17 protein-coding genes and 1 pseudogene are annotated in these 14,998 nt (G+C 69.3%); 9 read left to right on the top strand and 9 right to left on the bottom strand.

What is annotated here, in order from left to right; all coding sequences use genetic code 11:
• Window positions 1-1,232 (top strand): hypothetical protein (locus ABD209_RS00410; protein ID WP_344060502.1); only part of this gene is annotated, 1,232 nt, incomplete at its 5' end.
• Between the two features lie 153 nt (window positions 1,233-1,385).
• Entirely contained in the window at window positions 1,386-2,660 is a 1,275-nt protein-coding gene (locus ABD209_RS00405) for an IS1096 element passenger TnpR family protein (protein WP_344060499.1), read from the top strand.
• A gap of 107 nt (window positions 2,661-2,767) precedes the next feature.
• Here ABD209_RS00405 and ABD209_RS00400 read toward each other — a convergent pair whose 3' ends face one another.
• The gene (locus ABD209_RS00400; RefSeq protein ID WP_344060496.1) at window positions 2,768-3,196 is read right to left on the bottom strand and encodes a type II toxin-antitoxin system VapC family toxin; all 429 of its coding nucleotides are present in this window, start codon (window positions 3,194-3,196) and stop codon (window positions 2,768-2,770) included.
• Complete coding sequence (locus ABD209_RS00395; protein WP_344060493.1) at window positions 3,183-3,440, bottom strand: DUF2191 domain-containing protein; 258 nt, start codon at window positions 3,438-3,440, stop codon at window positions 3,183-3,185. Before ABD209_RS00395 ends, ABD209_RS00400 begins: the two co-directional genes overlap by 14 nt.
• Window positions 3,441-3,885: 445 nt before the next feature.
• Here ABD209_RS00395 and ABD209_RS00390 point away from each other — a divergent pair, with 445 nt between their 5' ends.
• The 6 genes from ABD209_RS00390 (at window position 3,886) to ABD209_RS00365 (ending at window position 7,938) form a co-directional block, all read left to right on the top strand.
• Window positions 3,886-4,956, top strand: a complete 1,071-nt coding sequence (locus ABD209_RS00390) for a hypothetical protein (protein WP_344060490.1) — start codon at window positions 3,886-3,888, stop codon at window positions 4,954-4,956.
• Window positions 4,957-5,420: 464 nt separating this feature from the next.
• Window positions 5,421-5,708, top strand: coding sequence for a hypothetical protein (locus tag ABD209_RS00385; RefSeq protein WP_344060487.1), 288 nt, complete (start codon window positions 5,421-5,423; stop codon window positions 5,706-5,708).
• A 103-nt stretch (window positions 5,709-5,811) separates the two neighbouring features.
• Window positions 5,812-5,991 carry a hypothetical protein gene (locus tag ABD209_RS00380; protein ID WP_344060484.1) on the top strand — a complete coding sequence of 60 codons (180 nt, stop codon included), beginning with the start codon at window positions 5,812-5,814 and terminating at the stop codon, window positions 5,989-5,991.
• Between the two features lie 50 nt (window positions 5,992-6,041).
• Window positions 6,042-6,377 (top strand): DUF952 domain-containing protein, encoded by a 336-nt coding sequence (locus ABD209_RS00375; RefSeq protein ID WP_344060481.1) that lies wholly within the window; start codon window positions 6,042-6,044, stop codon window positions 6,375-6,377.
• Window positions 6,378-6,402: 25 nt separating this feature from the next.
• On the top strand, window positions 6,403-6,867 hold the full coding sequence (locus ABD209_RS00370) for an SRPBCC family protein (protein ID WP_344060478.1): 465 nt from the start codon (window positions 6,403-6,405) through the stop codon (window positions 6,865-6,867).
• Between the two features lie 21 nt (window positions 6,868-6,888).
• The gene (locus ABD209_RS00365; RefSeq protein WP_344060475.1) at window positions 6,889-7,938 is read left to right on the top strand and encodes an FAD-dependent monooxygenase; all 1,050 of its coding nucleotides are present in this window, start codon (window positions 6,889-6,891) and stop codon (window positions 7,936-7,938) included.
• Window positions 7,939-7,947: 9 nt separating this feature from the next.
• Here the strand turns inward: ABD209_RS00365 and ABD209_RS00360 are convergent, their stop codons facing one another.
• Window positions 7,948-8,859, bottom strand: a complete 912-nt coding sequence (locus ABD209_RS00360) for a LysR family transcriptional regulator (RefSeq protein ID WP_344060473.1) — start codon at window positions 8,857-8,859, stop codon at window positions 7,948-7,950.
• Between the two features lie 82 nt (window positions 8,860-8,941).
• Between ABD209_RS00360 and ABD209_RS00355 the strand changes: the two genes are divergently transcribed.
• The gene (locus ABD209_RS00355) at window positions 8,942-9,136 is read left to right on the top strand and encodes a hypothetical protein (RefSeq protein ID WP_344060470.1); all 195 of its coding nucleotides are present in this window, start codon (window positions 8,942-8,944) and stop codon (window positions 9,134-9,136) included.
• A 29-nt stretch (window positions 9,137-9,165) separates the two neighbouring features.
• On the opposite strand, the gene ABD209_RS00350 is transcribed toward ABD209_RS00355, so the two are convergent.
• The 6 genes and pseudogenes from ABD209_RS00350 to ABD209_RS00325 form a co-directional block, all read right to left on the bottom strand.
• Entirely contained in the window at window positions 9,166-9,633 is a 468-nt protein-coding gene (locus tag ABD209_RS00350) for a TA system VapC family ribonuclease toxin (protein WP_344060467.1), read from the bottom strand.
• Complete coding sequence (locus tag ABD209_RS00345; protein ID WP_344060464.1) at window positions 9,626-9,856, bottom strand: hypothetical protein; 231 nt, start codon at window positions 9,854-9,856, stop codon at window positions 9,626-9,628. The genes ABD209_RS00350 and ABD209_RS00345 overlap by 8 nt, the downstream gene beginning before the upstream one ends.
• Window positions 9,857-10,069: 213 nt before the next feature.
• Window positions 10,070-10,375 carry an ABC transporter permease gene (locus tag ABD209_RS00340; protein WP_344060461.1) on the bottom strand — a complete coding sequence of 102 codons (306 nt, stop codon included), beginning with the start codon at window positions 10,373-10,375 and terminating at the stop codon, window positions 10,070-10,072.
• Between the two features lie 139 nt (window positions 10,376-10,514).
• The gene (locus ABD209_RS00335) at window positions 10,515-10,775 is read right to left on the bottom strand and encodes a hypothetical protein (RefSeq protein WP_344060458.1); all 261 of its coding nucleotides are present in this window, start codon (window positions 10,773-10,775) and stop codon (window positions 10,515-10,517) included.
• A 176-nt stretch (window positions 10,776-10,951) separates the two neighbouring features.
• Window positions 10,952-11,479 (bottom strand): annotated as a pseudogene (locus tag ABD209_RS00330) (ABC transporter ATP-binding protein).
• A gap of 185 nt (window positions 11,480-11,664) precedes the next feature.
• On the bottom strand, window positions 11,665-14,985 hold the full coding sequence (locus tag ABD209_RS00325; protein ID WP_344060455.1) for a hypothetical protein: 3,321 nt from the start codon (window positions 14,983-14,985) through the stop codon (window positions 11,665-11,667).
• Between the last annotated feature and the right edge of the window lie 13 nt (window positions 14,986-14,998).

Here is a 14,998-nt window from a genome sequence, read left to right as displayed (position 1 = left end):
CCGCACCGCAGCGCCACGCGGCACCAACGCCTGCCCCCACACGCCGACAGCCCCTCCACGCCCCTCACGTCATCAAACCGCTGCCCCGTGAAAGACGGAGGCTAGACGGCACCGAGGTCTGCGCGGCCACTCCGACGACCCGGCTCGAACCCGATGCCGCCGAATACGAAGGCTTCATGGGCAACTACGGCAACACGATGGACCGCTGGTATCACCGCGGCGTCGTCCTGATCTGGCCGCGCGCCTTGGCCTTCGCCAACCGGGCAGAGGCCGACGTGTCGTGGGCGCTGGCCGATCTGACCACGCGGCTCGCGGCCGGTGATCGCGCATCTGTCCGGCGCGACCTTGCCGGCATGGACGAGCTGTGGCCGCGCGTGGTCCGATCGGCCGCGATTCGCTTGGCTCGGGTCCTGGCGGTCGCGGCCGAGGTGGATGACGCCCCCACCGCCCGTATGCTGCTCGCTCCCTTCCCGATTGAAGACGTCACCCCCGCAGTGGCAGCGCCGCTGTCCATGCTCACCGAGCGGTATGCCGTGCCGTGGGTCTGCGACCTCGTCACCTCGTGGTTCGCCAACCGAACGCCATCGTCGGCCGGCGATGAGTGGCATCTCGGCCTGCCGGAGTTGGGTGCCGCCTTGGGAGAGCATCCGGACGTCGGCCGGGCGATCCTGCGGGGGGCGTGGGCGCGGCTGCGGCGGCGCCTGTCCGCCCACACGTCAGTGGCCCCGACATCGTGGACGCGTGCGCAGTTGCTCCACCTGAACGCCCCGCTGGCGGCAGTGCTGCGCGCCGCCACGGAGCAAGGGGACGGAGCAACGCGCCGTGACATTCAGGATCTCCTGATGTCGGCCGAGGACTTCCTGCCCACGGTCATCGGCATTCTCGACGCTGCACGGTCCTGGCCCGCACAGGTGCGATCGGCTGCGGGGGGCGAGCTCGCGGCATACGCCCGCGGGCGCCTGCAAGACCGGCTCGACAAGCCGGAACGCGAACCGGGCGATTGGTCCATCGCCTTCGATCGGCGCTGCACATGCCGGCAGTGCCAAGAGCTTTCGGCGTTCCTCGCCGACGCGGCCAGCCAGTCCCACGAGTGGCGATTGGTCCAACAGCGCCGCGACCACATCACCTCGACCGTCACGCAGGCGGAGCTTCCGGTTGCTCACGAGACGCTACGGCAGGGCCGGCCATACACTCTCGTGCTGCGCAAGACCGATGCGCTCTTCACGTGCTAGGCGGCCGCCCGGAGCGCCGCGGCGACAGACCTAGCTCGGCTCGCTGCCGACTGGGGATGACGGGTGACCCTCCGCCGCCGGGAGGTTGCCTGAGTTCGTCCAGGGGTCGCTTTGCGTGGGCCGGCCGATGGCCGCGCCGCTAGATTGAACCGTATGGCGCGGCGCTGGCAGACCATCTCGGTGCATCTCCTGAGCGGGCGCGGAGAGACGCTCACCCACCCGCTGGGGCGGGTCTTCATCCTGCCGCCGCGCACCACCTTTGCCGCCCTCGGCCGGGCCATCGACATCGCATTTGCACGATGGGACTTCAGCCATCTGCGAGAGTTCACCCTCGACGACGGCACCCGAATCGTCGATGATGAATCGGCCGCCGAGATGCGCAACTCGATGTCCGGGCCCATCCCCAAAACCGCCTCATTGCGCGAGGTGGTCAAGAAGCGCGTCGCGACGACCGGCACGCAGTTCGCCTACACCTTCGACTTCGGCGACGACTGGTTCCACCTCTGCACATTCGAGGGGTATGCCGACCCGGCCGAGGTCTATGGGCCGGACGACCCGAGCGAGCCGGCGCCGATCTGGGGCTGGGGCACCATCCCGGACCAGTACGGCCGGCGCTGGAACGACGACAGCGGCGCGGATGACGAAGACGGGCCGCCCCCGATCGACGTGCCGCCCGCGCTCGACAGGTACGCGCGCTATCGCATGACGCCGGCGCTTGTCGATCTCGGGCAGGTGCGGACGGCGTCTGCGGCCGGTGACGTCGACGCCCTTATCGACGCGGTCTCGGGAGTCGATCTCGTGCCAGCGCTGCAGCAGGTTGCCGTGGCCGCCCTGTCGGTGCACCGGTCGGCGCCGGCCGCGCGGAGGGACGACCTGTTCGGCATAATCGCGTCATTGCACTATCGCGCGCAGGACCGCGGGTGGGACGGCGACGACCTGCTATCCGAGGAGTTGCTGGCAACCCTGCAGGGGCGTGCGGAGGGATCAGCTCTGCGGGCGGTGCCCGTCGATCTGGACGAGCTCGCTGTGATCATGACCGACTCGATTGGCGGCGGCGAGCACGAGGGTGGCTACCTCAACACCCGGACCGGGCAGGCGATCGGCTCGGTGCTGACCGACGCGGCCTACGTCGGCGCGGACGTGGTGGTCGACGTCGAGGACGACCCGGACTGGGTAGTGGTTGCGCCCGCCGGCAGTCGCGACGGCTGGCAGGACATGGCCGACTTCATTGAGACCGTCGCCGACCTTGACCTGCGGCGCCGCCTCGAGATCGCCATCGAGGGCACGGGTGCCGTCCGCCGGTTCAAGGACGTCCTGCACCAGGATGCCGACGAGCGGACCCGCCAGCGGTGGTATCTCGAGCGCGAGGACCGGAACTTGGGTCGCGCCCGCGCCCTGCTCGCGACCCACGGGCTGCGGCCCGGGTAGGCACCGAAGCGCCGGACCGATCTCGCTCCAGCCGAGTGCGACCGTGCATGAAGTGGAATCCTGCTCGCCATTCACGGGCTGGACGGCTGGCTCCGTGCCACGAATGATCAACCCAGCGGAGTTGCCCACCGAAGCCCTGGGAAGCGGGCGAAGCCGCGGTCGGTGGTGATCCAAGTGGCTCCGGCGTCCATGGCGAGGGCCGCCAGATAGGCATCGGGAATGTCGTTGCTGCGCAGGCCGAGTTCGCCGACATAGCCCGCGAACAGCTCCCAGTGCCGGGGACCCGGACGGACGATGACAGCGCTGGGTGCTTCGCGGACGACGCGGCAGAACTCCAGCGCCTGACCCGGGGGCGTGGGCTCGCGATAGACGCGGTGGTTGGTGACGATGCGCAGGAAGGAGGACAGGACGAGTTCGCTGACGCCGAACGGTTCGAGACCGGAGAGGCGTCGGGTGAGCCAGTCGCGGTAGTGCTGGTGGTGCGTGCTCTCGGGTCGGTGGGCGTAGATGAAGACGTTGACGTCAGCCAGCAGCATGCTGCTCGCCCGGGAGGTCAAGCAGTTCGGCGAGGGCGTCCTTGTCCTCGAGGTCGACACCCGGTCGAAGGCCGCTACCGCCGAAGGTCGGAAGGGTGACCGTGCCCCGGGCGCCACGATCCCGGGTGCCGAAAAGAACGCGTAGGCCGTCGTCGACGATGTCGCCCAGCGAGCGACCGGACGCCAGCGCCTCCGCGCGGGCGCGGCGCAGCAGCTCGTCGTCAATGGTGACCGTGGTCCGCACGACTGCATCATAACTTCACGTGAGTGCATCATGATGCGCGACGCGACGCCTGCCCTCGTGGGGGATGCCGCCACCTTGCGCGTCCCGTCGAACGCGGCAGGTATGTCGCGATCCTGCGGCCAAATCCGCGGCACCAGAGCGCGACCTCCCCATGAGCCCAGTCACGGTGAGTCCCTGGCGGCCGTCCCCTTTGCGAGAGGGTTATCCACAGGTTGCTGTCGCTGCGGTCGCGAACCTCGCCTCCAGCCCACAGACTGGCGTTATGGCGGGGATCAGGACGTTCTGGACTCGGCGGGCGCTAACACTGACGGGCGCGCTGCTCTTGCTCGTCGCGGGTTGCTCAGGTGTCTCGACGGGAGGATCGGCAGCCAGCGGCGCCTCCGATTCGTCGAATGTGCCTACACCACAAGGCATTTCGTCGGCAAACTCCACAGTCTCACCGAGTGTGAGCCCGTCGCCCACATCGGCCAGCTTCCATCCGCTGGAGTCGGCGATCACCGACGCGGACTTCGGTGTCCGCGGATCGGCGACGGACGGCCCGTGCTCGTGGTGGACGGCCGAGACCTTGTCGCGCTTCCTCGACGGCGCCCAGCCACGGACAACCGTGGGCAGCCTCAGCACCTATTTCGGCAACGGCGCCTACCCAGCGACGCGGTCGTGCTGGGTGCGCATCGCGCCCAACACCAAAGTTGTGATCGAACGGCTCATCTTCGCCTCCCCGGCAAAGTTCGAGAAGTTCCGGCAGAGTCTTGGACCCGCCTTCGTCGAGATGGCCGGCGTTGGTGACCTCGTCCGCGCTTACGCCGGCCCCGAGCGTGGCACCACCCATCACACCGAGTTGATCGAGGCGACCTCTCGCAAGCACGCGATTCGGATCACGCTGGAGACCGAGACCCCCATCAAGGGATCGGGTTCGGGGAGGGTGCCACGCCTCGCGGTGCTGAAGGCGGCGCATGCCGATGTGGTCGCCGCGCTGGACGCCCCACCCACGACGCCGTTGGTGCTCCCGCCGAGCTCGGAGACCAGTGACGCGAGCGACCCGATCAGCGGTATGACGGGATCCGCACCGAGTGGGTCCTGTCAGTGGTTGCCGGCCTCGACGGTTGCCAACGCACTGGGTCTGCCCGCTTCCTCCAGTCCCTCAGGGCGGCTGTCCGAGTCGGACGACCCCGAGTCTTCGGACTGGGTCAAGCGCGAGTGCAGCATTGCCGTCGAACATCGCGACATCACCATCTCAGCCTTCGAGGTTCCCCGAGCGAGTGACCTCGCCGCGGTGCGCCGACGCTATTCGCGATCCGAGGGGTTCACCGAGGTCGAGGACCTCGGGGACCAGGCACTCGAGCGCCACAAGAAGTCGGCGGATCAGCTGTGGCATCAGATCGTGGTCATTCATGGGCGGCGCGTCGTCACCGTGGCCATCGGCCTGTATGACCTGAAGCACCGTGGCGCGGGTGCCATTTCCGACCGTAGGGCTACTCTGGTCGCCGCCTATCGGGTGCTCCCGACGCCTTCCTGAGGCGCCGGAGACGCGCGTCAGCACGGTCCTCGGCCCGGCCAGCTGGAATGGGAATCTCCACATCCTGCCCTGCGTCACTGGGTGGTGTTGAGGGACAGCAGCCACCAAGGGAGCCGAGTGAGGGGGAGATGGTGGGGACACGGGCATACCGGGTCGTCGTGATCGGCGGCGGGTCGTGGTGACCTGCTCCGCGATTAGTGCGGTGCGGCCGGTCGCGCGGGTGTGGGGTGCGCTGGCCGGCACCGGCATGCTCGTCGCGATGCTCACCGGAGCAGCCGTGATGTGCGTGCCGCCGTGGGCGGACACCGTGCGCGCGGGCACGTATGCCGTGGGCTACCTCGGCGTGGCCATGGCCGCGGCCGGAGTGGTGATGGGATCGCGCGAGCGGGGGGCCGAAACGATCCGCCGCAGCCGACGTCCACGGGCTGCGCGGTGCGCCGCGGGACGCGGCGCTGACTGCCGCTGTGCTCAGCCTGTTGGTGGGCGTGGTCGGCTGCGCCATCGCCGGTCAGGAAGTCATTGCAGCACAGACGTTCTCGAGCTCCACGGCCGTGGTGCCGGCGATCGAGACTCAGAAGGTGGACTGTCGCAAGCGACGGTGCACGCACCTTGTCACCTTCGACCTCGACGGCCACCGCACCACGGCCCGCTATCCGGATGGGATCGCAACGAGCACCTACCCCGGGCCCGGCGAGCCGTTCGTTGTCGACCGGCGAGACCCGCGCAAGGCGATGACGCAGAAGGCCTTTTGAGTACGGGACCGGGTCGGGCCGGGCGTGGGTAGCGGCCTTCCTCGCGCTGCTGGTCGGCGGGCCGGCGCTGACGTGGGGCGTCGAGGCGAGCCGCCGCCGGGGATTGCTGCGCAAGCTGCAGGAGGAGCAGATCTTCAATGTTGCGGCCGCTCCCGACGGTGATGGTGGCCGTCTGGTCACCTTCGCGGACTACTCACAGGCCGGGTTCACTCAGACCCCCGAGTTGGCGGACTTGCTGCGCCGGCGCATGGACCAGGACAAGCCTCCCCGCGACCGCTCCTAACGCTGTGATCGAGGCGGGAGCAGCTGCGTGTCCGCGCCTAGAGTGAGCCGATGGACACGATCTATCACCTCGCCGACCCGGACGACTGGGCCGCCTCGCAGGTGTCCGGTCGATACGAGATCTCGACGCGCGGGCGCACGCTTGCCGACGAGGGCTTCATCCACACCTCGTTTGCCGTGCAGTGGCCGCGTGTCCGCGCGGCGTTCTATGGCGACGTCGTCACGCCGCTCGTGCTCCTGGACATCGCGCCTGATCGGCTCACGAGTCCACTCGTGGTCGAGGTCGGTGACCATGAAAGTAGTGAGGAGTTCCCGCACATCTACGGACCCCTCAACGTCGACGCCGTCCTTGCGACGACGATCCTCCCGCCGCCGCATGGCCGCTGACGTCAGCAGCGTGGATGATCGACGTATGGCCGTGCTGCTCACGTCGTCGCGGACGTATCCGTCTCCGCCCGCTCAGGCGTTCGAGGTACTTTTGCCGCTGCCGCTAACCGATCTGTTCCGTCACTGGTACGGCCCGTTGCCGCCCATCCGGGCCACCGACGAAACGATGGCCTGGGGGAGTGTCGGGCAGCGTCGCCATATCGACCTGGTCGGTCCCGGTTCGATGGAGGAAACCCTGACCGAGGTCGTGGGGCCGACCCATTTCACCTACCGGCTCAGCGACATTCGTGGTCCGATGGCCGCGCTGATCGACTCGGTCGACGGCCGTTGGGAACTGGAGCCGGCCGGGGCGGGAGTGCGCGTGACGTGGCGGTGGAATGTCATGCCGACTGCCGTGGGCCGGCCGCTGATGCCGGCCTTCGCCGGACTGTGGCGAGGGTATGCCGCCCGCGCCCTGGATGTCCTGGAATCCCACCTCGTCGCGTCGTGAATCGATCGTGCGGACCGTGGCATGCATGACGGCCTACGCTCGACAGCCCCCTCAGGTGGACGGGCAGTTCAGCGGGTAGCCATTGTTGGAGGGGGCATCGGTGGGCTGGCCCTGGCGGCGGCCCTCGATCCTCGGCGCTTCGCGGTCACGATCTATGAGGCGGAGCCCGGGCGCGCCCGGCTCGGCGGGGGGCTTGTGCTGTGGCCGAGCACCATGCGCGCGCTGGAACGATTGGGCGGCGCAAAACCATTGCGCGACAACGGAATCGAGGTGAGGGGTGGCATCCATACCCTGCAGGGAGCATTCCTACGCAGCGCCCCCGACCTCGGGCTGCTGATGGTGGCGCGACCCGTGCTGCTCGCCGCGCTCCAAGCGGCTGTGCCCTCCTCGGTCCGCGTCGAAGAGAGCACAATCCATGATCCGCGCACGCTGGACGCGGATGTCGTGGTCGGCGCCGATGGTGTCCGATCGGTGGTACGTGGCCTCATCGAACCGGGCCGGGCACAGCGGTTGCCGACGCCGTATGTCGCACTGCGCGGCCCCGTGCACGATGCCGTCGCCGCTGACGAGGAAGGCGAATACTGGGGACCGGGAGCACTTTTCGGCGTGGTCGGCGCCGGTGGTCGCGAAGGCTACTGGTTCACGACCCACCGCAGCGCGCTGCAGGAACCGCTCGCCGTGCCCGACGTCGTTGGCGAATTCCGGCGTCACCTCGGCCGGGCCGGCGCGCCGGTCATTGACCGCGTACTTGCCTCGGCCGGTCGTGAGACCACGGCGACCGGGATGTGGACGACGCCGGCCCTACGTCGCTATGTCCGCGGTCGATACGTCGTGATCGGCGACGCGGCACACGCGATGACGCCGAATCTGGGCCGCGGTGCCTGTGACGCGATCCTCGATGCCACCTCGCTCGCCGATGCGCTAGCCGCAGGGAACCTGACCCGCTGGCAGGCCCGTCGCGTCCCCGTCACGCAGGCAGCCCGCATCACCGCCGGCCTGGTCATGCGGACCGCCCTCCTCGATCGCGGGCATGCGGCGCGGGATCGCCTGATGCGCGGGCTGCCTGGTTGACCAGCGCGCTCAGGCGGCTGCCGCCTCACGGGAGCGGGCGATCTCGCGCAGTACGTGCAGGGCGCGGATAACGGCGCGGCGGGGGGCTGCGGCCTCACTGACGAAGGCGACGATGCGCCGACTCGGGGCGGCTTCGCCGGCGACCTCACGTTCGAGCAGGTCCTCCGAGAGGCGTCCCATCGCCAGGCGTGGCAGCAGGGTGAGGCCGACTCCTGCCGACACGAGCGCGACGGCGGCGTGGTGGTCGCTCGTGCGCGCGACATACCGGGGATTGGCACCGGACGCGGCATACGCCCGCCGGAGGATCCCCGAGCAGGTGGTGTCGGCCATGCCCTCGGCGATCAGCCGCTCGCCGGCAAGGTCGGCGAGGCCGATCTGTGGCATCGCCGCGAGCGGATGGTCGCGGGGGAGGACCACGACATACGGCTCGACAAGGAGCTCGAAGCGCCGGTGCCCGTCGACGCTGGTCGGTGCCAGCGCGGGATCCTCCGCTCGCAACTCGATGTCATAGGCCGACCGAGGCCCGTCGATGACGTCGATGAGGTCGAGATTCAGCAGGAGAGAAGGGAATTCGGCGGCAAGGGTGCGCGCAACCTGCGGGATGAGGTACTGGCCCGCCGACGGGAAGGTGCCGATCGTCAGGGTGCCGGTCCGGCCCTCGCGCAGGTCCTCGACGAGGCCGGTCAGGCGCCCGAACGAGGACATGATCTCCTCGCTGCCCTCGGCGAGTGCCAGGCCCGCCGGAGTCGGCGTGATCCCGCGGCCGGACTTCTCGAAGAGCGTCAGGCCCGTCTCGCGCTGCAGGGCGTTGATGTGTTGAGACACCGATGATGGGCTGTAGCCGAGGTTGGCGGCCGCGGCGTGGACGGTGCCGGCATGGACCACCGCGCGGAACACCCGCAGACGCGTCATGTCGATCATGGCGCAATCGTACGTCTAGGACGAACGGTGGTGAAGAAACAATCGCTTGTGCTGTTGGATTGTCGCGGGCACGGTGGTAGCCATGAACAGCAACTACAGCCGCTACGCAGACCTCCCCGCTGACCGTGACTACGAGCGTATGGTCGCCGACCTCCGCGCGCTCCCCACCTCATCGGCCGACCTGGCCCCGGGCAACCGGACCGCCTTCCGGTCGTGGCTGGGCCGCCACCTCCACCGCTCTTCCCGTATGCCGGTCGGTCGCCTTCACCGTGCCTGACCCCGGTCGTGCTCGGGCCTCGGCTAGCGTCAGGCGGGCTTCCACAGCTCGACGTGTCGACGATCATTCGGCGCGAGCCATTCGGGGAGCCCGGCGTCGAGCGTCGCCAGCAGGCACCCGCTTCGGGCCGCCAGATCGACCAGGTGCAGGTCGGTCACCTGCCGACGCCCGCCGAGCACGCGGACGTCGACGTGCGCGTCGCTGAACGACGCCTCGTCGGGAACCCAGTGCCACGAATCCTGGGCGCGCAACGCGTCCAACGCCGCGAAGGCCTCGGCGGCCGCGACGTCACGCCCGACGACCGCAGGAGTCAGCAATAGGTGAATGAGACCGCTTTCGGTTACTGGGGTCGTTGCGAAGGCCGTCAATGCGCGGAAGGCGGCCCGGACCGCTCGATGGTGGACGTGCTGGTCCCACATGAGCGCGAGAAGCGCGTTGACGTCCAGCAGCCGAGGCGTCGCGGCTGGTGCCCCACCCGCCGACGTGACGTCAGTCATCGTCACGGTGGGCGGCGACGAGATCGTCGGTGACCAGGTGCCCGGGGACTCCGCGAAGCACCAGGAGCTCGTCGCCGTCCGCGGCTGCCTGCTGCAGTGTTGGGCGGGTGAGCCCGGCTAGGGCAAGGTCGGAGATGGCCCGGCCGAGCGAGGTCCCGTCGGCCCGCGCCTTGGCCCGACCGGCGCTGAGCACCACCTCGTCGAGATCCAAGGTCGTTCGCATCAGAACATCATAGCATCATGATGGGCAGTGTTGTGCGTGAGTTGCACCTTCGCCGCCCGGCAGGCGTCGCGCGCCGGTCGGTCGCCTCCGCCGCGTCTGACCCCGGTCGCGCTCGGGCTTTGGCGAACGTCAGGCGCGCTCAGTCGGTCGTCCGCGCGTTGAAGGCGCGCAGGGCGAGCGGCGCGATGATCGCGGTGATCGCGAGCGACCAGATCAGGGTCGCCAGCTCCGGGTGGTGCAGCGGCCAGGGGCATCGGCGCGGACGGCGGAGCCGGCCACGCCCCAGTTGTCGCGGAGAGCCTGGGTCAGCGCGCTGATCGGATTCCACTCGGCAAGGGTGCGCGGCCAGCCCGGCATGACATCGGTGCGCGCAAAGGCGTTGGAGAGGAACGTGATCGGGAAGATCGTGATGAACATCAGCCCGTTGACGGCCTCGACCGAGCGCATCGCGGACCCGACGAGGATGCCGATCCAGATCATTGCGAAACCGAAGAGCAGCAGCAGGCCGTAGCCGAGCAAGCCTCACATCGGTGAGCATCTCGGGCTGGCGCTTGATGTGGGTCAGGTTGCGCCGGATCAGGGTCAGGATCTGGCGGGCCCGGTTTGCGCCGGTGGGCGCTTCCGCGCGGACGTGCGGGGGCGCGGGGTGGGGGCGCGGTCATACGGTCACCTCGTCGTTGATCGTGGTCTCGGCCTTGTGGCCGGTCAGGGCGAGGAAGACGTCGTCCAGGCTGGGGCGCTGCATACCGAGGTCGTCGATCTCGATCCTCGCCTCCTCCAGGCGGGCGGCCACCTGGGCGAGGGCGGCGACGTCGCCCCGGGGAGCGGTGAGCCGGCGGGCATCGACATCGACGTGCACCTCGCCGATCAAGCCGCGCAGGATGGCCGCCGCGTGCTCGACCGTGTCGTGCCGCGACACGGTGATGACCAGGCTGGTGGCCCCGACTGATTCTTGAACTCCAGCGCCGTGCCCTGGGCGATGATCCGGCCGTGATCGATGACGACGCGTCGGTCGGCGAGTTGATCGGCTTCGTCGAGACGCTGGGTCGTCAGGAGCAGTGTCGTGCCGTCGCGGACCAGGTCGCGCAACACCTCTCACAGCTCGACGCGGCTGCGCGGATCGGGCCCGGTCGTCGGCTCGTCGAGGAAGAGCACGGATGGATGGGCGATCAGGCTGACCGCGAGGTCGATCCGGCGCCGCATCCCCCCGGAGTAGGTCTTGACCACCTTCCCGCCCGCGTCGGTCAGCGAGAACCGGTCGAGCACTTCGCCCGCGCGCGCCCGCACGACCCGCCGCGGCAGCCCATACAGATCACCGATGAGGAGAAGATTCTCGCGGCCGGTCAATAGCTCGTCGACCCGTCGCGCTCTGGGCGGTCAGGCCCATCGAGCTCGCACCGCTTCCGGCTCGCGGATGACGTCGTGACCGGCCACCCTGGCCGTCCCGCGCGTCGGGACCGCCAGCGTCGTGATCATCCGCACGATCGTCGTCTTGCCCGCACCGTTAGGCCCCAGCAGGCCGAACACGCTCCCCTTCTGCACCTCAAAACTCACGTCGTCGACGGCGGTGAAGTCGCCGAACGTCTTGACCAAGCCCTCGGCCTCGATCACTGGCGTCGTCATGGGTCCACTCTCTCAGCAGGCACCGACAACGCGCCTGCCGATTGCTGCAGGTGCCCCGGTCAGAGTGAACCACGAGCTAAAGCCGCTATGCAGATCTGCCCGTCGACCGCGGCCTCGCGCGCATACACGCCGCCCTTCGCGCGCTCCCCACCTTCTCGGCCGTCCGGTGCCGAACCAGCGAGTCGTCAGCCGGCGTGGACGGTCGGCGGGCCCGTGACGACATCACGCGCCCAGGTGCTCAGCACACGGGAGGTATTCCCGCGGAGGTGGCCAATTCGCTCGCGCCACAACGCATTCCATCCGGTCTGCGGGCCCGCCCAGGCCACCAGCGCTAACGCTGAAACGCCCGCGGCCAGCTCGTCGCGAGACAGGAGTGCGTCCACGGCGTCGATCCAGGATGGGGCGGGCCGGGTGGCATACCGCGCCAGTGACGAGTCGAGGGCAGCCCGCACGTCGGCGCAGCGGAGCGGTTCGTCGACCAGGGCCATGGCAATCTCGAGGCCGGGCAACGGGGAGTCCCAGTCGACCGCTCGCGCTGCCACCATGATCGCCAGACCACGCAGATCGCCGTATGGTGCGAGCTCGCCGGCGATGGTCAGGAGCGTCGCGCGGTGGTCGGCCACTTCACCCGGGGGCAGATCTGTCGCCGTCAGGGCGAGTACCGAGAGACGTTGCCGAACAGGCTGATCCGCGACTTGACCCGCGCCCGGATGGTCCGACACGACTGTCTGGGCGGCAAACGCACGGACACGTGCAATGAGGGGGTCAACCCCAGCGCCGTGGCGAGCAGCCTCCAGGATCGCACTCGCCACTAGCTGAGGATTCGGAGACGTCAGCGCAGCGATCCGACTGCACAGCAACGACATTGCCTCCGGCAACCATGGGGCCCACCGCGCGAGCGCCGCGATCAGCGTGGGATCGTCGACGTCAGCCCCAGGGAGCAGGAGGCGGGCATACCGCGTCCGGTGGCGTTCCGGGATCTGAGTCGGCTCGGTCTCGGCGATCGAGCGGGCGCCCTCCCGGCCGGAGTCGGCGACCGCTCCCAGGACCTGCCAGGAGCGCTCGTCGTCCAGCCACCCCCGCACGGTCCGAGCAACGGCGAACCGCACATCGCGCTGGGTCGAGTCATCCAGGCCGATCTCGATGAGGTGGTCCAAGGCGGCGGGCACGCGGATCAGACCGAGCAGACGCACGGCCTCCTTCCGGGCGGTGACCTTCGCGGCCGGGTCCGCAAGCACATCGAGGATCATCGGCAACGCCAGCCGACCTGGGGTGTCGCGAAGGCACCGGCCCGCGGCATACATCGCGACCCGCACCTCGTCACCGGATCGAACGGCCAACAGCTGCTCCAGGGCATCCGTGGGGCGGTCAGTCCACGCGAGTGCGGCAAGAGCCGCCTCGCGCCGAGCGAGGTCGGGATCAGCGAGGTAGGGCTCGACGGCGGTCAAACCCACCTCCGGGAGGCGGCCGAGTGTCCGTATCGCCGACGTCGCCGTCCAGGTCGCGGTGCTGGGGGTGGCCACGAGTGCGGTGAGGGCTGCGGCATACGCCGTGATTTGGCGGGGCGGCCATCGGGTGAACGGGCCGGGCACAATGGGCACGTAGGCGAGCTGGCGTCCCCACAGCCGGCCGCCGAGAGACTTGCGCTTCCACAGCACCCCGAGCAGGTCTTGGCGACGCCGGATGAGGGTCTGTTGGACCACGTCCAGCACCGCGATGGACTCGTCGATGCGGAGGGCCTCACCGACGCGCACGGCTCGGGTCGCCGGGTCGTCGAGCCACAGCTCGGCGGCGCGACGTACCGTTGCGTCCGAGGGTGCTCGCAGCGCTCGACGAAGAAAATCATCGAGAACCGTTACGCCCCAACCGCGTTCACCGAGTGCCTGACAGAGCGTGAACAACAACCGATAGTCGTCCTTGCCGGCTGCGGTCTGCAAACGGGGCGCCAGGGCGTCGATGACGACCTGCTCGCCGCCATGCCGAATCCCGGTCAACGACGGGATCCAGGTCAGGCCCGTCGGCCCGGTGAGCGTGTCGACCATCCGCAGACCCGCCCGAGCGGTGTCGAGATCGGCGCTCTCCAAGGCCTGGCGGATGGCCCGCCAGGCCACGCTCTGCAACGCGTGGAGAGTGCCCGGCGAACAATCGCGCGCCGTCGCTGCGGCCGTCGCGAAGGCCTCGACACGCGCCAGTCCCGCCTCCACGAGCAACCACCCCGGGATGTCGGCGAGGGCCGCCGCGACGGTCTGCCGGACCGGGTCGCGCTCGTTTCGCAGGTCATCAAGTGCCTCGAATGTTGTTGCCAGAGTGTGCGGATCACGTTGCCAGGAGGCCGACTGGACCAGAGCGGCATACGCCGCCGCCCGCTCATCGGCGTCCGCGGCGTGCCGTGCCGGCCCCAAGAGTTGGGCCGCTTCGTCGGCCGGGAGGAAGCCACGAAGACTGATCGATTCGAGCACGTCGGCACCGACGTGCGGCAGCGCCAGTATGCGGCGGACCTCGCGATGCCGTACCGCACGCGGGAGCACCTCGAGCAGATCGTGCGACCACGTCCGTTGCCCCGCGGTAGTCGTTGTCAGAACCGCGTCGAAAACCTCCGCCCGTTCGGACGGAGGCAGGGCATCGAGGAACTGGGCCAGCAACTCGTCCCGATCTGCCACGTGCCTCGCGATGCGGCGCCGGTCCTCGGGACTGAGCAATGCGGCATACCGCACTAGGCCGGTGGGGAGGCGGTGCCGAAACGCATTGTGTGGGTGCGTGATCAGGGCAGCTGTGCGTTCGGCGTCGTGTCGCAGGAGTGCGCCGAGGCTTCGTTCAACTGCTGGTGTGAGAACACCGCTGGGACCGTCGCTCTCAAGCAGCGTCAGGACGGCGCCGGGGTCGTGCCGGATGAGAGAGCCCAGCGCGGGACCCGCCCATCGCCACCAGTGATCGCGCACCGGCAGTGGCGCTCGTGTCAGGCGCGTGTTGAGGTGGGCCAGTACGAGCTGCGGGTGACGGTTGGTCAGTGTGACGAGATTCGGGACGAGATCGGCCAGGTCGGGCAGGTGGGCCGCGGCCACCCCTTCGGACGCGGAGGCGAGGAGCCCGGCGCGCTCGGCATCGGCGATGTTGCGGCCGATCAGCAGATCGACGACGTCACGCCGACCCTCGCGGGCCAACCGCCGGCGTTGCAGCCGGCGATCGTTGGGCGAGGACGCGAGGTAGCCCTCGGCGAGCGACTCGGTCGAGCCCGGCAAGGGCAGCCGCGCCTGAGCAGCCCGAGCCACCCGAGGTGCCCGATGCGCAGCCAGCCGCTCCAGGAGGACGTGGTCGCCCGCGACCGCGGCGCCGAGGACGGCGAGGACCGCGTGATAGTCACTCTGCACGGCGAGGCCCTCGAGCAGTTGGCCGACTTCCGGCCCGCCCCGCCCGGCGCGGGCGAGGGCGACGATGCGCTGGCAACGCTCCGCGTGTGTCTCACGATCAAGACTGGACAAGAGGTCGGCAAGCCGCGGCAGGGACATACGCACGATCGTG

The organism is Nostocoides vanveenii (genome assembly GCF_039531165.1).
In the GTDB taxonomy this organism is placed as follows: Bacteria; Actinomycetota; Actinomycetes; order Actinomycetales; family Dermatophilaceae; genus Nostocoides_A; species Nostocoides_A vanveenii.
Note: the sequence above shows the minus strand (reverse complement) of the source record. Positions and strands in the feature narration are given on the sequence as shown.